The 12048-nt window shown below is 59.2% G+C and carries 16 protein-coding genes; 11 read left to right on the top strand and 5 right to left on the bottom strand.

From position 1 onward, the window contains the following. The first annotated feature begins 22 nt into the window (after window positions 1-22). The 5 genes from CVS30_RS18590 (at window position 23) to CVS30_RS14740 (ending at window position 4676) form a co-directional block, all read left to right on the top strand. Window positions 23-310 carry an alpha/beta fold hydrolase gene (locus tag CVS30_RS18590; RefSeq protein ID WP_110486270.1) on the top strand — a complete coding sequence of 96 codons (288 nt, stop codon included), beginning with the start codon at window positions 23-25 and terminating at the stop codon, window positions 308-310. Then, entirely contained in the window at window positions 280-792 is a 513-nt protein-coding gene (locus tag CVS30_RS14755) for an alpha/beta fold hydrolase (protein WP_146233415.1), read from the top strand. Before CVS30_RS18590 ends, CVS30_RS14755 begins: the two co-directional genes overlap by 31 nt. Before the next feature lie 1372 nt (window positions 793-2164). Further along, entirely contained in the window at window positions 2165-2968 is an 804-nt protein-coding gene (locus tag CVS30_RS14750) for a hypothetical protein (protein ID WP_110486267.1), read from the top strand. Window positions 2969-2970: 2 nt separating this feature from the next. After that, window positions 2971-3654 (top strand): DUF4166 domain-containing protein, encoded by a 684-nt coding sequence (locus CVS30_RS14745; RefSeq protein ID WP_110486265.1) that lies wholly within the window; start codon window positions 2971-2973, stop codon window positions 3652-3654. Window positions 3655-4220: 566 nt separating this feature from the next. Beyond that, the gene (locus CVS30_RS14740) at window positions 4221-4676 is read left to right on the top strand and encodes a dihydrofolate reductase family protein (RefSeq protein ID WP_306418782.1); all 456 of its coding nucleotides are present in this window, start codon (window positions 4221-4223) and stop codon (window positions 4674-4676) included. A 15-nt stretch (window positions 4677-4691) separates the two neighbouring features. Here the strand turns inward: CVS30_RS14740 and CVS30_RS14735 are convergent, their stop codons facing one another. From CVS30_RS14735 to CVS30_RS14715, 5 genes are all read right to left on the bottom strand, one after another. Beyond that, the gene (locus CVS30_RS14735) at window positions 4692-5648 is read right to left on the bottom strand and encodes a DMT family transporter (protein ID WP_110486263.1); all 957 of its coding nucleotides are present in this window, start codon (window positions 5646-5648) and stop codon (window positions 4692-4694) included. A 114-nt stretch (window positions 5649-5762) separates the two neighbouring features. Beyond that, entirely contained in the window at window positions 5763-6527 is a 765-nt protein-coding gene (locus CVS30_RS14730) for an ABC transporter permease (protein WP_110486261.1), read from the bottom strand. Then, the gene (locus tag CVS30_RS14725; RefSeq protein WP_110486259.1) at window positions 6524-7357 is read right to left on the bottom strand and encodes an ABC transporter ATP-binding protein; all 834 of its coding nucleotides are present in this window, start codon (window positions 7355-7357) and stop codon (window positions 6524-6526) included. Before CVS30_RS14725 ends, CVS30_RS14730 begins: the two co-directional genes overlap by 4 nt. Window positions 7358-7385: 28 nt before the next feature. Next, complete coding sequence (locus CVS30_RS14720) at window positions 7386-7742, bottom strand: DUF1048 domain-containing protein (protein WP_110486367.1); 357 nt, start codon at window positions 7740-7742, stop codon at window positions 7386-7388. A 2-nt stretch (window positions 7743-7744) separates the two neighbouring features. Then, window positions 7745-8095, bottom strand: coding sequence for a PadR family transcriptional regulator (locus CVS30_RS14715; protein WP_110486257.1), 351 nt, complete (start codon window positions 8093-8095; stop codon window positions 7745-7747). Window positions 8096-8287: 192 nt separating this feature from the next. Between CVS30_RS14715 and CVS30_RS14710 the strand changes: the two genes are divergently transcribed. The 6 genes from CVS30_RS14710 to CVS30_RS14685 all read left to right on the top strand — a co-directional run bounded on the left by CVS30_RS14710 (window position 8288) and on the right by CVS30_RS14685 (window position 12020). Further along, window positions 8288-9340: a S66 family peptidase gene (locus CVS30_RS14710; RefSeq protein ID WP_110486255.1), complete on the top strand. Its 1053-nt coding sequence runs from the start codon at window positions 8288-8290 to the stop codon at window positions 9338-9340. Window positions 9341-9401: 61 nt separating this feature from the next. Further along, window positions 9402-9926 carry a class IV adenylate cyclase gene (locus tag CVS30_RS14705; protein WP_110486253.1) on the top strand — a complete coding sequence of 175 codons (525 nt, stop codon included), beginning with the start codon at window positions 9402-9404 and terminating at the stop codon, window positions 9924-9926. Further along, a complete protein-coding gene (locus CVS30_RS14700; RefSeq protein WP_110486251.1) occupies window positions 9923-10714 on the top strand; it encodes a class I SAM-dependent methyltransferase in 792 nt (263 codons plus the stop codon). The genes CVS30_RS14705 and CVS30_RS14700 overlap by 4 nt, the downstream gene beginning before the upstream one ends. Continuing rightward, a complete protein-coding gene (locus CVS30_RS14695; RefSeq protein WP_245934628.1) occupies window positions 10714-11349 on the top strand; it encodes a nucleoside/nucleotide kinase family protein in 636 nt (211 codons plus the stop codon). The genes CVS30_RS14700 and CVS30_RS14695 overlap by 1 nt, the downstream gene beginning before the upstream one ends. Before the next feature lie 18 nt (window positions 11350-11367). Further along, entirely contained in the window at window positions 11368-11742 is a 375-nt protein-coding gene (locus CVS30_RS14690) for a VOC family protein (RefSeq protein WP_110486247.1), read from the top strand. Window positions 11743-11780: 38 nt separating this feature from the next. Beyond that, entirely contained in the window at window positions 11781-12020 is a 240-nt protein-coding gene (locus CVS30_RS14685) for an SUMF1/EgtB/PvdO family nonheme iron enzyme (RefSeq protein ID WP_110486245.1), read from the top strand. Window positions 12021-12048 lie beyond the last annotated feature (28 nt).

Here is a 12048-nt window from a genome sequence, read left to right as displayed (position 1 = left end):
TGAGACTGAGCTGTCGTATGTGATGGCTGGTTCTGGCCAGATCGTCGTCATTTTGCATGGTTTGGCGGGGGATTCGGGGGAGTTTGTGCCCACGATTGAGGCGTTATCGGCCGATTTCTGTGTTGCGGCCTTGGACCAGCGTGGGCATGGCCAGAGCATGCGTTGGCCGTCAGATCTTTCTAGGGACGCTTATGTTGATGACGTAATTGCACTGATTGAGCATGTCAGTCCTGATGATCGGGTGCATCTAGTTGGTCAGTCCATGGGGCACATACGGCCATGCTGGCGGCGGCGATACGCCCGGATTTAGTGGATTCGCTCGTTTTGTTGGAAGCGGATGCAGGTTCAGGAAACCCTGAGGATGCCTCAAAATTGGAAGCCTATTTCGCCAGTTGGCCAGTGCCTTCTAAAGACGTTGCTGAAGCGAAAAAGTACCTAGGGGATTCACCCATAGCTTGGGCCTGGGTGGCCGCCATGGAACGTCGTCCTGATGGACTGTGGCCACGATTCGATGCTGACATCATGAAATCCAGCATCAGAAGCGTCATGAATCCTCGATGGGACGCATGGCTGAGTGTCCAGGCCCGGACGCTGGTGGTTTACGCAGACAACGGAATGTTCTCCCAAGAACAGAAAACAGCATTCCTTGCCCATAGGCCAGAAACGTTGCGAGCCGATCTGAACAATGCCAGTCATGACGCTCATCTAGATCAGCCCGGACAATGGATTGATGTCCTGAGGCGATTTCTCCACGCAGACACGGCAGATCCTCTGGTGTCATCTGTTGTGTGAGACGTTGACTGCACGGATCCGAAGGCTTGTCGTTACAGGGTCTTGCCCAGCGATTTCTGGGCGCTAATCCCCTTAGTGGCCAATGTTTCAAATGCGCCGATAATCTACATTATGTCAAGTAAAGTGAATTTGCCCCTCTCGAAACTGTCTCGTTGTCCCTAGTTGTTGTCCTGTCTCATCTAAAGTGGCCCAATCTCACTACACATGGACCATTAGCAAGATCTGTCTCACTACACATGGACCACCGGCACCTGAATCGTAAAGTTGAGGCATGACGCCCTCGATGTCAGCAGCTGTACTTGATCCATCACTCGGTCACAACGTGTGCCATGTGGCGTCGCGCGAGTACGGCGCCGACGGGCTCAGCGTTCAGCCCTTGACGCAAGCCTAGTCGTTACCTTTCCATGACTTCGCACCCGTTCGCGCATTGCCATCCTATGACGGCCAGAAGAATTTCACCGGCCTGCTCTGGTGTGCAAGCAATGCCCGGCAAGTCGGTTATGAGCCTTGGCTCGAACGCGACCGGCTGATCTCCCTTGACCGGGACCCGACGATCATTGGCGTCGCTTCACAGCCGTTCCGGCTCGATTTTGAACTCAACGGACCCCTTCCTCTCACGTCCCCGACTACTTCGTGAAAGTTTCCGTCGGTTCGTCCAAGGTAATTGATGTCCGCCCGGACGACCACATCAATGCCCATGACCGCGACGTCTTTGCCAGCACGACTCGGAACGTCCGAACCGTATGCTGGGGTTACAAGATAGTTGGGGCACTCCCCCGGACCTTGCTGCCAATTTGCACGTGCTTGCCGCCTACAATCATTCACGATGCAGTTGATGCCCAAATATTTCCGGATATTGCACGATGGTCCGCTTGATCTGCGAAACGTCGCCTGCGCAGCTGGACATACGGTCGGTCCTCCCGCGCTGTTCCGTCTGATTTGGACGAATGAACTCCAGGTGGACCTTCATCAAACCCATTGAGCAACTCTCCTTGCCAACGCTGGGTGGCGTCCCACGGGCTTGTCAACGGCGAAGTCACCGAGCTCCGCACCAGCTCACCCCAACGACTGACTGTTCGCCGCCCGTGCCGGTGCACCCTTCTGGGACGAGACAACGCGCTGCTATCTCCACCATGGTGAACTTGTCAAGGCACTGCGGCGAAGCCGGTAGCCATGGATTTATGACGTGGCAACATGGAACGACACGTCGCCAAAGGTTCTTGCATTGGCCATGCCGCGACTGGCCAACCACCAACCGGATCACTGATTGCGGATAATACTCGTAGGCCGGCCAATCCACACAACCCACTCCCCCACCTGTCGCCGATGCGCCCTGTTACGTGAGGTGGGTTCCTCGGGATAAAGTAACGCCATGGGGAACAATCGGGAACAGCGCACACAAGCCGGCAAACCGCTTTACATCGAGACGCACATCAAAGCCTCCATGGAACGGGTGTGGGAGCTCAGCCAGAATCCGCAACAGCACCCACGGTGGGACCTCAGATTCTCCCGCATTGTTCCTATCGCAGAAGACGAACAAGGTCAGCTGCGCTTTCGCTACGAGTTTCGGCTGCCACTGCACACTATTAGAGGTACCGGTACCTCGCTGGGGCACCGCCAGCGTGCAGATGGTCAGGCCAGTTCCGTTCTTAAATTCACCACGAGCGACCCCCTCTCCCCTATCGGCCCTGGTGCGGGCTATTGGCGCTACATCCCCACGGATCATGGAGTCCGGTTCATCACGGGGTACAACTATGTGCCCGGCATGAGTCTGGTTGGAAAACTTCTCGACACATCAGTCATCCGTCCTGCGCTGGGCTGGGCCACCGCCCTGAGTTTCGACCGGATGCGTCTGTGGGCCGAGTCCGACGTGGATCCCACGGTGTCTCGAAATCGCTGGTTCATAGATGTTGGGAGCAGGGCCGCCGGTGCCCTGACAGGATTCGGACTCCTGCGACGGGCGCAATCCATACGGCACCCCCTCCTGGCCACGATGGGAATGGCAGCCATTGCCATGTCCTTGTTCGCCAAGCCCCATGACGGGGTCCCACAAGCACGACGATGCCTACGCCGGGCACCCGATGCACTATCGGCACGGGTACCCTCAGCCCTCGCCGATTTGCCCGCGCCAGATCAGGTCGTATCCGCCACCGGCGATCAAGAGGACAGGACATAGAGATGGCGTCGATCTTTGAAGTTCAACTTGGAGAAGACTTTCAGCGCCTGCATCCCATGATGCAAAAACGTTTCGGCGTAGACGTTGACGCAGCGTACGCCTGTGTCGGGACGGGCGTCTTTTCCTCGGTCCGCCGCGGGGCTTGGTGGACCGTACCCTTCCTGCGCCTCGGGGCCTTCCGCAATATTCTCTTCCCCGAACAGGGCACCAATATCCCGTTCACGATCGAGAACTATCCCTACCTCGATGGATATGGCCGAAAAACTGTCACCTTCGTCAGAACCCTCCAGCTGCCCGGTGGCAAGAAACGGCGCTTCGACGCCACCATGGTGCACAGCAAGATACGTGGAGCCATCGTCGACTACCTCGGAACTCATCAGCATCTGGCCACGGACTTGGTGTTGGAGGTTCTCGATGATGGATCCTTGCATCTGCAAACCACCGGCCAGCGCTTCTTTGAGGGCCCCGTGGCCTTCAACTTTCCGGCCATTGGCACAGGTACCGCTGACCTCTATGAAAGTTACGACGATGCCCGCGGCGTCTACACCGTCCGGATGCAGGTCCACAACCCTTATTTTGGGTTCCTCTTCGGATACGACGGTGAATTCACCTGCGAGTTCCCCACAACTGCAGGCCATATGACGCCCGTGAGCCTCAAACCAGTTCGGGAAGAACAACGCGAGTAAAAAGATGCGTCAAGGGGCGTGGCGGGGAATTACCCGAAAAAGTCTCCGCGCGGGTCAGTGACAGGAGTCGTGGGTGTTGATGGTGCGGTGTGGTGGTGGGATTGAGGCGGGCTGGGCGCAAAAAGTGGGGTGGTCGGCGTCGGACACGGCTCCCTCTGCGTTGACCCGCCAGATAATGCCGCTAAAAAAATCTATAGCGGCATTATCTGGCGGGTCGACGTACGGAAGCGGCGGGTGCGGGGCGCGCCGTCGTTCTTTGCTGGGGCAAAAACACTAGGGAGCCTGCCACAAGACAGAACCCCCTCTTGGCGGACTCTCTCAGGCACAAAGGAGGCTATCTCGTAGCTGTCGCCAAGCGTAGACTCGGGAAACGGGCGGCATCTACGTGCCTGAAGGAGCGCACCATAGGCACCATTTCCGTGGACTTATTCATAACTCTCGACGGCGTGTACTAAGGGCCGGGCGGGCCAGAGGAAGACTCCAGCGGAGACTTCGCCTTGGGCGGCTGGCAAGGCAGCTACGGCGACGCGGAATAGGGTGAAGCCATTAGCGCAGGCATTGAGCAGATGGATGCGCTCCTGTTGGGTCGAATAACGTACGACATTTTTGCCGGCTACTGGCCGGCCCTCGGAGATCGAAACTTGATTGCCGCGAAATTCAATGCGATGCCGAAGTTCGTGGTGTCGCGTTCCCCGCACGATCCAGCCTGGGCAGGCACCACAGCACTGTCAACCATGAACCAGGTGGCCGCACTGCGAGAGCAATTTAGCGATATCCACGTCATCGGCAGCGGCGCCTTGACTCGCTCCCTGCTAGAAGCCGAGCTCGCCGACCGCCTTAATCTCTACCTCTATCCCCTGGCGCTCGGCTCGGGAAAACGCCTCTTCGCCGACGGAACTGGCATGCCCGCGGCGTTCACCCTCGCGCAAGCTCCGCAGGCGTTCCCCCAAGGTGCCGTCCTGCTGAGCTATGAACGAGCGGGAGTTCCCGTGACCGGGATCGATATGAGTGAGATGGATTGACGGGCGGTCCTTCTCCTACGCCCGCGTATCCTCGGCGCCCTGCCCGGCGCTTGGAAGTTCGACGGCGAAACTGGCATTCCCGGCCGGCTTCCGTCCCAGCGGCTTGAGTTCGCTGACCAGAACACTCACAACAATCAGAACCGCTCCGACGAGCGCCAAACCCGGCAACCGGTCTCCCGCAATCCGCCCGATGACTCCGGCCCAAACGGGCTCACCGGTGTAAATGATGGTAGCGCGGGTGGGGTCAACCGACTTTTGCGCCCAATTCATGGTCAGTTGAATGACGCAGCTCGCTACGCCCAATCCAACGCCGCCCACAAGCCACACCCAGGAGAATGCTGGGATGGATTCGCCCACGACCGGCATGGTCAAGAACGCGAGGATGCTGCAGACCAGGAGCTGGATCACTGTCACGCGGCCCAGATGAACCTTGGTCGAAAACAAGCTGATCAGCACAATTTCGGCGGCAATCGCGACTGTGCTCAGCAAGGTGACGAGCTCGCCCGTTCCCAGCCCAAGAGCCAGGGCGCTCGGTCCGGCCAGCAGCACGAGTCCGGCAAAGGCCAGCCCAGCACCCACAAAGGCCATGAGGTGGGGCCGCTTCCGGAAAACCGCCCATTGCAGGAACGGCACTATCGGAACGAAGAGGGCTGTCAGGAACGCGGAGGTGCTGCTACTGATGGTTTGCAGGCCCACGGTCTGTAATCCGTAGCCAAAGAAGATCATGACACCAATGACGGCACCGGCGCCAAGGTCTGCACGGGTCATCCCGCGCAAGGAGCGCCCGAACATCAGGGCGGCCAGCAATCCGGCGACGGCAAAGCGCAAACCGACGAAAAACATGGGTCCGCTGTGCAGCATGGCCACGTGGATGACAAGATACGTCCCACCCCAGAGTGCCGTGATAGCGATAAGGGCAAGCTCTGGCTTGCTGAGAGACAGCGAACGGGATCGACGCGTGATTGGCACCATTTAGCCAATCTTAAAGGCCGACACCGGACTCCCCCAAACTGCCCCGCGAAAACCTGAGGTGAGGCGCCTTGGTGACGGTCCGGCGTCGTACTTAATGGTGAAGTGACGGGCTACCTAGCTGATTTTTCTGCGGTAGCTGCTATTGGCAAAGACGTAGGCCACAGCCAAGATGCCCACGAGCCAGGCCAGGGCGATCCAGATTCCGCTGCCGACGGGTTGCTGGGCGAACATGGCCCGGAGGGTGTCGACGATGGCAGTCACCGGCTGGTTTTCGGCGAACCACGCGACCGGTCCCGGCATGGACGCCGTCGGCACAAAGGCCGAGCTGATGAACGGTAGGAAGATCAGCGGGTAACTGAAGGCACTTGCACCATCGACCGTCTTGGCGGAAAGCCCGGCAATCACCGCAATCCACGTCAGCGCCAGGGTGAAGAGGACCAGGATGCCGGCCACCGCGAGCCAGAGCGCTAAAGAGGCGCCGGTACGAAAGCCCATGATGAGCGCGACGCCGATGACGATCGCCACCGAGACCACATTCGCAGCCAGTGAGGTCAGCGCATGTGCCCAGAGGACGCTCGAGCGGGCGATGGGCATGGATTGGAAGCGTTCGAAGATGCCGCCCTGTAAGTCTAAAAATAAGCGGTAGGCGGTATAGGCGACGCCGGATGCGATGGTGATCAGCAAGATTCCTGGGAGCATGTAGTTGACATACGATTCCGCGGAGCCGGTGTTGATTGCTCCTCCAAACACGTGGACAAAGAGCAGCATGAGTGCGATCGGCGTGACGGCCGTGGTGATGATGGTGTCCGGACTGCGCAGAATATGGCGCAGCGAACGGCCGGTGAGAACTGCGGTGTCCCCTAAGGCATGGGAGCTCATGGCAAGTCCTTTCCTGCGCGGACTGAACCTTCGCCGCGCGAGTCTGATCCGCCGTCGGAGTTGTCCTTGTCGGAAACGAGAGCGAGGAAGACCTCTTCTAGCGAGGGCTGCTTCTCGACATACTCCACCTTGGCGGGCGGAAGGAGTTGCTTGAGTTCGGCGAGTGTGCCGTTTTGGATGATCGTGCCCTCGTGCAGGATGGCTATGCGGTCCGCCAGATACTCGGCCTCATCCAGGTACTGCGTGGTGAGGAGAACCGTGGTCCCACCCTGGGCCAGTTCCTTGACGGTCTGCCACACCTCGATGCGGGCCTGTGGATCGAGCCCGGTGGTGGGTTCGTCGAGAAAAATAATGGGAGGGGTGCCAATCAAACTCATCGCAATATCGAGCCGGCGGCGCATGCCACCCGAATAACTTCCAGCCTTGCGGTTCCCTGCCTCGGCGAGGGAGAACCGCGCCAAGAGTTCGTCGGCGATGTGTCCTGGATTCTTCAGGTGTCGCAGTTGTGCGATCAGGATCAAGTTCTCCCGGCCCGTGAGCACCTCATCGACGGCGGCAAACTGCCCGGTCAGGCTGATTGATTGCCGTACCTCGTGCGGGTGTGTGGCGACGTTGCAGCCGTTGACGGTTGCTGCCCCGGCATCGGCGTGGAGCAGGGTCGACAAGATCCGCACCAGCGTGGTCTTGCCTGCTCCGTTGGAGCCAAGGAGGGCAAAAATGCTCCCGGCTCTCACGGTGAAGTCGACGCCCCGCAGCACGTGCAGGTCCTTGAACGACTTCTCGATGCCCTCGACCCGTATGGCGGGTTCGAGGGACTGATCTGTTGTCATGAGCGTTTCTTTCTCTAATTCGTGGGGCTTAGTCTGCGGCGCCGTCGATGGTGTCAGTGAGGCGCTTGCGCTCCTTCTTCATCCACTGACCGTTGGCGTAATTCGCGATGAAGGTTTCCGCGAAATCAACGGGGTCATCCCCGACGATCTCCCGGATGGGAGTTGCATCGGCGGCTGCCCGTTCGATCAGATCGATGAGGTCCTCAAACATCGCCATCAGGACATCGCCCTTGACGATCGCCCCGGCGTACATGAAGTAGCGCTCGAGTCCGTCGATGGTGGTTCGGTAGTTCGCGGGGAGCAATTCCTTGCGGGCCTTGTAGTGGCGCCAGCGTTTCTTGTCCTCGAACGATCCGGTGAGCTTTTCAATCCATTCCGCGGCCATGATCACTGTCCTTCTTTCTGGGGGTTTTTGATGATCTCGTGGAGATGGTCAATGCGTTCCGAGAGGAAGCTCCACGTCTTCCAGAACTCTTCGAGGTAGTCGCTCCCTTGAGGGTTGAGCGAATACACCTTCCGAGGCGGACCCTTTTCTGAGGGGACTTTCACAACGTCCACGAAACCTCGCTGTTCAATCCTGACCAGCAGGGCATAGACCGTGCCCTCGACAATCTCGGTGAAACCCTGATCTCGCAGCCTGGCCGTAATTTCATAGCCGTACGCTGGCTTGACCGCAAGAATTGCCAGGATGATGCCCTCAAGTGTCCCCTTGAGCATTTCCGTTCTTTGCTTGCCCATGGAACCCTCCCTTTGGCTACTTGGTGTTATTGACTACCAGTAGATAGTAACACCGATTAGCGGTTGCGCAACAGGGTTTTGCGAGCTGCCGCGAAGATTTATCAGGGCAGTCCCCGGCGGCTTTATCCCGCTGTGGCACGCGGTCTCTTCTCGCAGCTCCCTGCAGTTAAGTGGGTCTGGTTCAATGGTCTAATGACGTCGCAGCCATTTCTTAAAGTCCCGAAGGCCAGACCCGGCGATCGTGTAGCCGTACTCTCACCGGCCTTCGCGGCGCCTGCCGTGTCGGAGGCGGTACACGAGCAGGCACTCAAACGCCTGACGGAGTTGACGGGGCTCATACCCGTTGAGTACCCCACAACACGACTGTTGGGCGCTAGTGCTCAGGCGCGGGCGGATGACCTGACCGCAGCTTTTGCCGATCCAACGATTCGGGCGGTCTTAGCGACCCTCGGCGGCGACGATCAAATCACCGTCATCCCGCACATCGATAGCACGGTTCTTGCTGCGAACCCGAAGCCTTTCCTTGGTTACAGTGACAACAGCAACGTGCACAATCTGCTCTGGAACCTCGGGGTCCCCAGCTTTTACGGCGGCTCCACGCAGGTTCACCTCGGCCCCGGCCCGCATCTTGACGAAATACATCTCATCTCGCTGCGTGCCGCGCTCCTGGACGGCGGCGTTCTCGAACTCACCGACCCCGGCGAGTCGGAGGATTTCGGCGTGCCGTGGGATAACCCCCGTGCTCTGAATGAATTTGGGGTGCGTGAACCGAGCGAGCCGTGGACCTGGGCAGGCTCGGAGATTATCGTCGAGGGTCGAACGTGGGGCGGGCGCATCGAGGTCATCGATCAGATAGCGCTGGCCGATCGCATGCCGCCGACAGAGTCACTGAGGGGCGCGATTCTCCTGCTCGAGACCAGCGAAGAGGCTCCCTCCGCCGACAAGGTGAAACGGTGGGTGCGCGGCCTCGGCGAACGCGGCGTTCTGGAGGTCGTCGCTGGTGTGATCGTCGCCCGTCCACCCGTTAGTACAATGCACTCGCCTCTCCCCGGCGCGGATGAGCGTGCGCAGCTGCGGGCCGCTCAGCGAGACACCGTCATCGAGCAAATCGCACGCTACAACTCCGCCGCGGTGGTCTGCGTAGGTGTCCCGTTTGGACACACTCGACCTCAGTGGATCCTGCCGCACGGTGGAACCATCACCATGGACGGCAGAACCCGCACCATCGCCGCCGACTACACCTGAGATTCCGATCGTCGAGTGCGGCGAAACTCATCCGATGGTGAGAACTTGATTAAGCGAGAATATGTCTACGAACACTGAAATTAAGGCCCGAGTAGGAAGCCTCGACGAGCTACACCCACGTGTCGCGTCCCTATCCGACGCGGCTCCTGAGTACCTCACGCAGGACGATACTGTTTTCACCTGTCCGAACGGCCGCCTCAAACTCCGAGTACTCGACGACGGCCACGGTGTCCTGATCTTTTATCGCCGGAGCGATGAGCTAGGGCCTAAACCATCCTTCTATGTCCACTCGGCAACAGCCGATCCCGATGGCCTTCGGCAGGTGCTGTCGTTGGCCTATGGCGAATCCGGACGAGTGCGCAAACAGCGAACTGTGTTCCGTGCCGGGCACACAGCCATTCACCTGGACAGGGTCGAAGGATTGGGCGAATTCCTCGAGCTAGAGGTCACCGTAGGGGACGTGCTAGACGCTGAAGCCGCGATTGCAGAGGCACGCCGACTCATGTCGGTCCTCGGAATCGACGAAGCCGCACTCGTGAAAGGCGCCTACCTCGACCTTCTTCAGCGCGAAGCACACCAGGGATGAATCAGGCGCCCGGACCGATCCTTGGTGTGGCTAACGGAGCCACTCTGCACAATACTGTCCGCCCGTCATGGCCTGAGGACGTTCTGTCCTGGCTTTTGGGGTCACCTTTGCCCGCGACCCATCTTCAGGTTCTGGATCTGGGCGCTGGCACCGGGCTTGGGACTCGAAGCGCCGCAGCTCTTGGCCATACGGTCATTGCCGTAGATAGTTCCGAAGACATGCTTGCCGTGCTCCGAAAGGTGAATGAGGAGCTTCCATCGAGTATGTCGGCTCGCATCTCCACCGCCCTTGGATCGGCTGAACACCTCCCCTTAGAAGCGAACAGTGTTGACGCCATCATGTGCCTTCAAGCATGGCATTGGGTGAATCCTGCCCTGGCAGTTCTCGAGTGCGATCGTGTCCTCCGTGAGCGGGGCATGATGGGCTTGGCGTGGCACACCTGGGACCGCAGCAAGGAGTGGGTGCAGGCCTTAGCGGCCATTGTTGAGCCGGCCGGGAGGGCAGCCGATCAAACTCGCAGTGTGCCTCGTGTGTTGGCCAGCCGAGGCAGTTTTGAACGTCAGGACTTCCCCTTTAGTTATGACATGACCGTGGAACAACTCCTCGGCCTCGCCAGCTCGTGGTCATTCGTGAACGAGCGCCCCGATCGTGATGACGTTTTGGCGCGCATCTATCAGCTTGGCAGTAGTGCGGCATCAGCCAAGACCGGGCTTTTGAGCTTTCCGCACGTCACGGCGGCCTTTCGCCTGGACCGCTCGGGTGAGAGTACGGCCGTATGGAACCGTTGATGAGCTTGCTGGCAGCCGAGATTCTCGGCACCATCGGATCTGGCCGTCGGCTCGTCGCCATTGACGGCGTCGATGGCAGCGGGAAGACGTCCTTCGTGGCCAGGCTCGCACCGTTGATTCTGGACCGGCCGGTCATTGTCATCCACGCAGATGACTTCTTGAACCCATCACAGCTCAGACATGCTCAGGGCCGTTCCTCGCCCCTGGGATTTTGGGAGGACAGCTATAACTACGCTGCGTTGCGTGAGCAGGTACTCCTACCACTGGGTTCAACCGGTGACGGGTGGTACTCGACGTCGTCCTACGATCACGACTGCGATGCTTCGATCCATCCAACGCGGCTCCAATCCCCCGCGGACGCTGTGACCTTGGTGGAAGGCATGTTCCTGCATCGTGAGGAGCTAGCTGACTACTGGGATGCGTCCATATTTCTTGATGTCCCATTTACCGAAACCGCTGCTCGCATGGCCCGTCGAGACGGTAGCCATGCCGATCCCGAACACCCCTCGATGCGCCGCTACGTGGGCGGACAACGGCTCTACTTTCAGGCGGCACGTCCTTGGGAACGGGCCTCTTTCGTTGTCGACAACTCTGACTTCACCGCGCCCAGGCTCATGAAGACTGCCGGCTCATAATCATCTAGACTCACGATCATGAGTAAATCTTTGATTACCCTCGGCGCTATCAACATGGACGCACATGACCCGGTCGCCTTGTCGAGCTTTTGGGCAGCGCTGACCGGTGGTGCCCCTGACGTTAACGGCAGCACTGCCTATCTTGCTCCGAGCGGGCCAGAAGGATTCGGCATGTTTTTCCAGCCAAGAGAGGGCAATCGGCCGTCACAACAGGACTCTCATCTGGACCTCACTGTCCCGTGGGGATCCAGACAGAGCGAGGTGGAGCGCGTTCTCGCGCTCGGCGCCACCTTCAAATGGGACGTTCTCGAGGAGTTTGACCACGTCCAGTGGACTACTCTGGCCGATCCTGAAGGAAATCTGTTCTGCATCGCGGAGCACCCTCCGCACTAAGCATCGATCAACAAATCCTCAAGGAAGAAACCTCCGTCATGTTCGAGCTACAGCTGCTCCCAGCTGGGCAGATACAGATGCACGACGCCCGACGTCAACGACAGTGGCAGGTGCAACTCGAACCTTTCGAGATAGGGACAGTACCGGTGACGCGTAGTCAATGGGCGCAGCTCATGGACGGCGCAGAGAACACCGTGCTCTCCCCCGCCACAGAGATCAGCTGGCGAGACGGAATTTTTCAAGTCAAGCGGTACCAAGGTGAGTTAGACAGCGGTTAGGCTGCTTGTTTTTCGGTGGCTTCCTTTG

The organism is Arthrobacter psychrolactophilus, assembly GCF_003219795.1.
In the GTDB taxonomy this organism is placed as follows: Bacteria; Actinomycetota; Actinomycetes; order Actinomycetales; family Micrococcaceae; genus Specibacter; species Specibacter psychrolactophilus.
This window is presented reverse-complemented; position numbering and strand designations above follow the sequence as displayed.

What these genes read in the sequence shown, in the direction of transcription:
- CVS30_RS18590 (WP_110486270.1), top strand. Translation starts at nt 23, where the DNA reads ATGGCTGGTTCTGGCCAGATCGTCGTCATTTTGCATGGTTTGGCGGGG.
- CVS30_RS14755 (WP_146233415.1), top strand. Translation starts at nt 280, where the DNA reads ATGCTGGCGGCGGCGATACGCCCGGATTTAGTGGATTCGCTCGTTTTG.
- CVS30_RS14750 (WP_110486267.1), top strand. Translation starts at nt 2,165, where the DNA reads ATGGGGAACAATCGGGAACAGCGCACACAAGCCGGCAAACCGCTTTAC.
- CVS30_RS14745 (WP_110486265.1), top strand. Translation starts at nt 2,971, where the DNA reads ATGGCGTCGATCTTTGAAGTTCAACTTGGAGAAGACTTTCAGCGCCTG.
- CVS30_RS14740 (WP_306418782.1), top strand. Translation starts at nt 4,221, where the DNA reads ATGGATGCGCTCCTGTTGGGTCGAATAACGTACGACATTTTTGCCGGC.
- CVS30_RS14735 (WP_110486263.1), bottom strand. Translation starts at nt 5,648, where the DNA reads ATGGTGCCAATCACGCGTCGATCCCGTTCGCTGTCTCTCAGCAAGCCA.
- CVS30_RS14730 (WP_110486261.1), bottom strand. Translation starts at nt 6,527, where the DNA reads ATGAGCTCCCATGCCTTAGGGGACACCGCAGTTCTCACCGGCCGTTCG.
- CVS30_RS14725 (WP_110486259.1), bottom strand. Translation starts at nt 7,357, where the DNA reads ATGACAACAGATCAGTCCCTCGAACCCGCCATACGGGTCGAGGGCATC.
- CVS30_RS14720 (WP_110486367.1), bottom strand. Translation starts at nt 7,742, where the DNA reads ATGGCCGCGGAATGGATTGAAAAGCTCACCGGATCGTTCGAGGACAAG.
- CVS30_RS14715 (WP_110486257.1), bottom strand. Translation starts at nt 8,095, where the DNA reads ATGGGCAAGCAAAGAACGGAAATGCTCAAGGGGACACTTGAGGGCATC.
- CVS30_RS14710 (WP_110486255.1), top strand. Translation starts at nt 8,288, where the DNA reads ATGACGTCGCAGCCATTTCTTAAAGTCCCGAAGGCCAGACCCGGCGAT.
- CVS30_RS14705 (WP_110486253.1), top strand. Translation starts at nt 9,402, where the DNA reads ATGTCTACGAACACTGAAATTAAGGCCCGAGTAGGAAGCCTCGACGAG.
- CVS30_RS14700 (WP_110486251.1), top strand. Translation starts at nt 9,923, where the DNA reads ATGAATCAGGCGCCCGGACCGATCCTTGGTGTGGCTAACGGAGCCACT.
- CVS30_RS14695 (WP_245934628.1), top strand. Translation starts at nt 10,714, where the DNA reads ATGAGCTTGCTGGCAGCCGAGATTCTCGGCACCATCGGATCTGGCCGT.
- CVS30_RS14690 (WP_110486247.1), top strand. Translation starts at nt 11,368, where the DNA reads ATGAGTAAATCTTTGATTACCCTCGGCGCTATCAACATGGACGCACAT.
- CVS30_RS14685 (WP_110486245.1), top strand. Translation starts at nt 11,781, where the DNA reads ATGTTCGAGCTACAGCTGCTCCCAGCTGGGCAGATACAGATGCACGAC.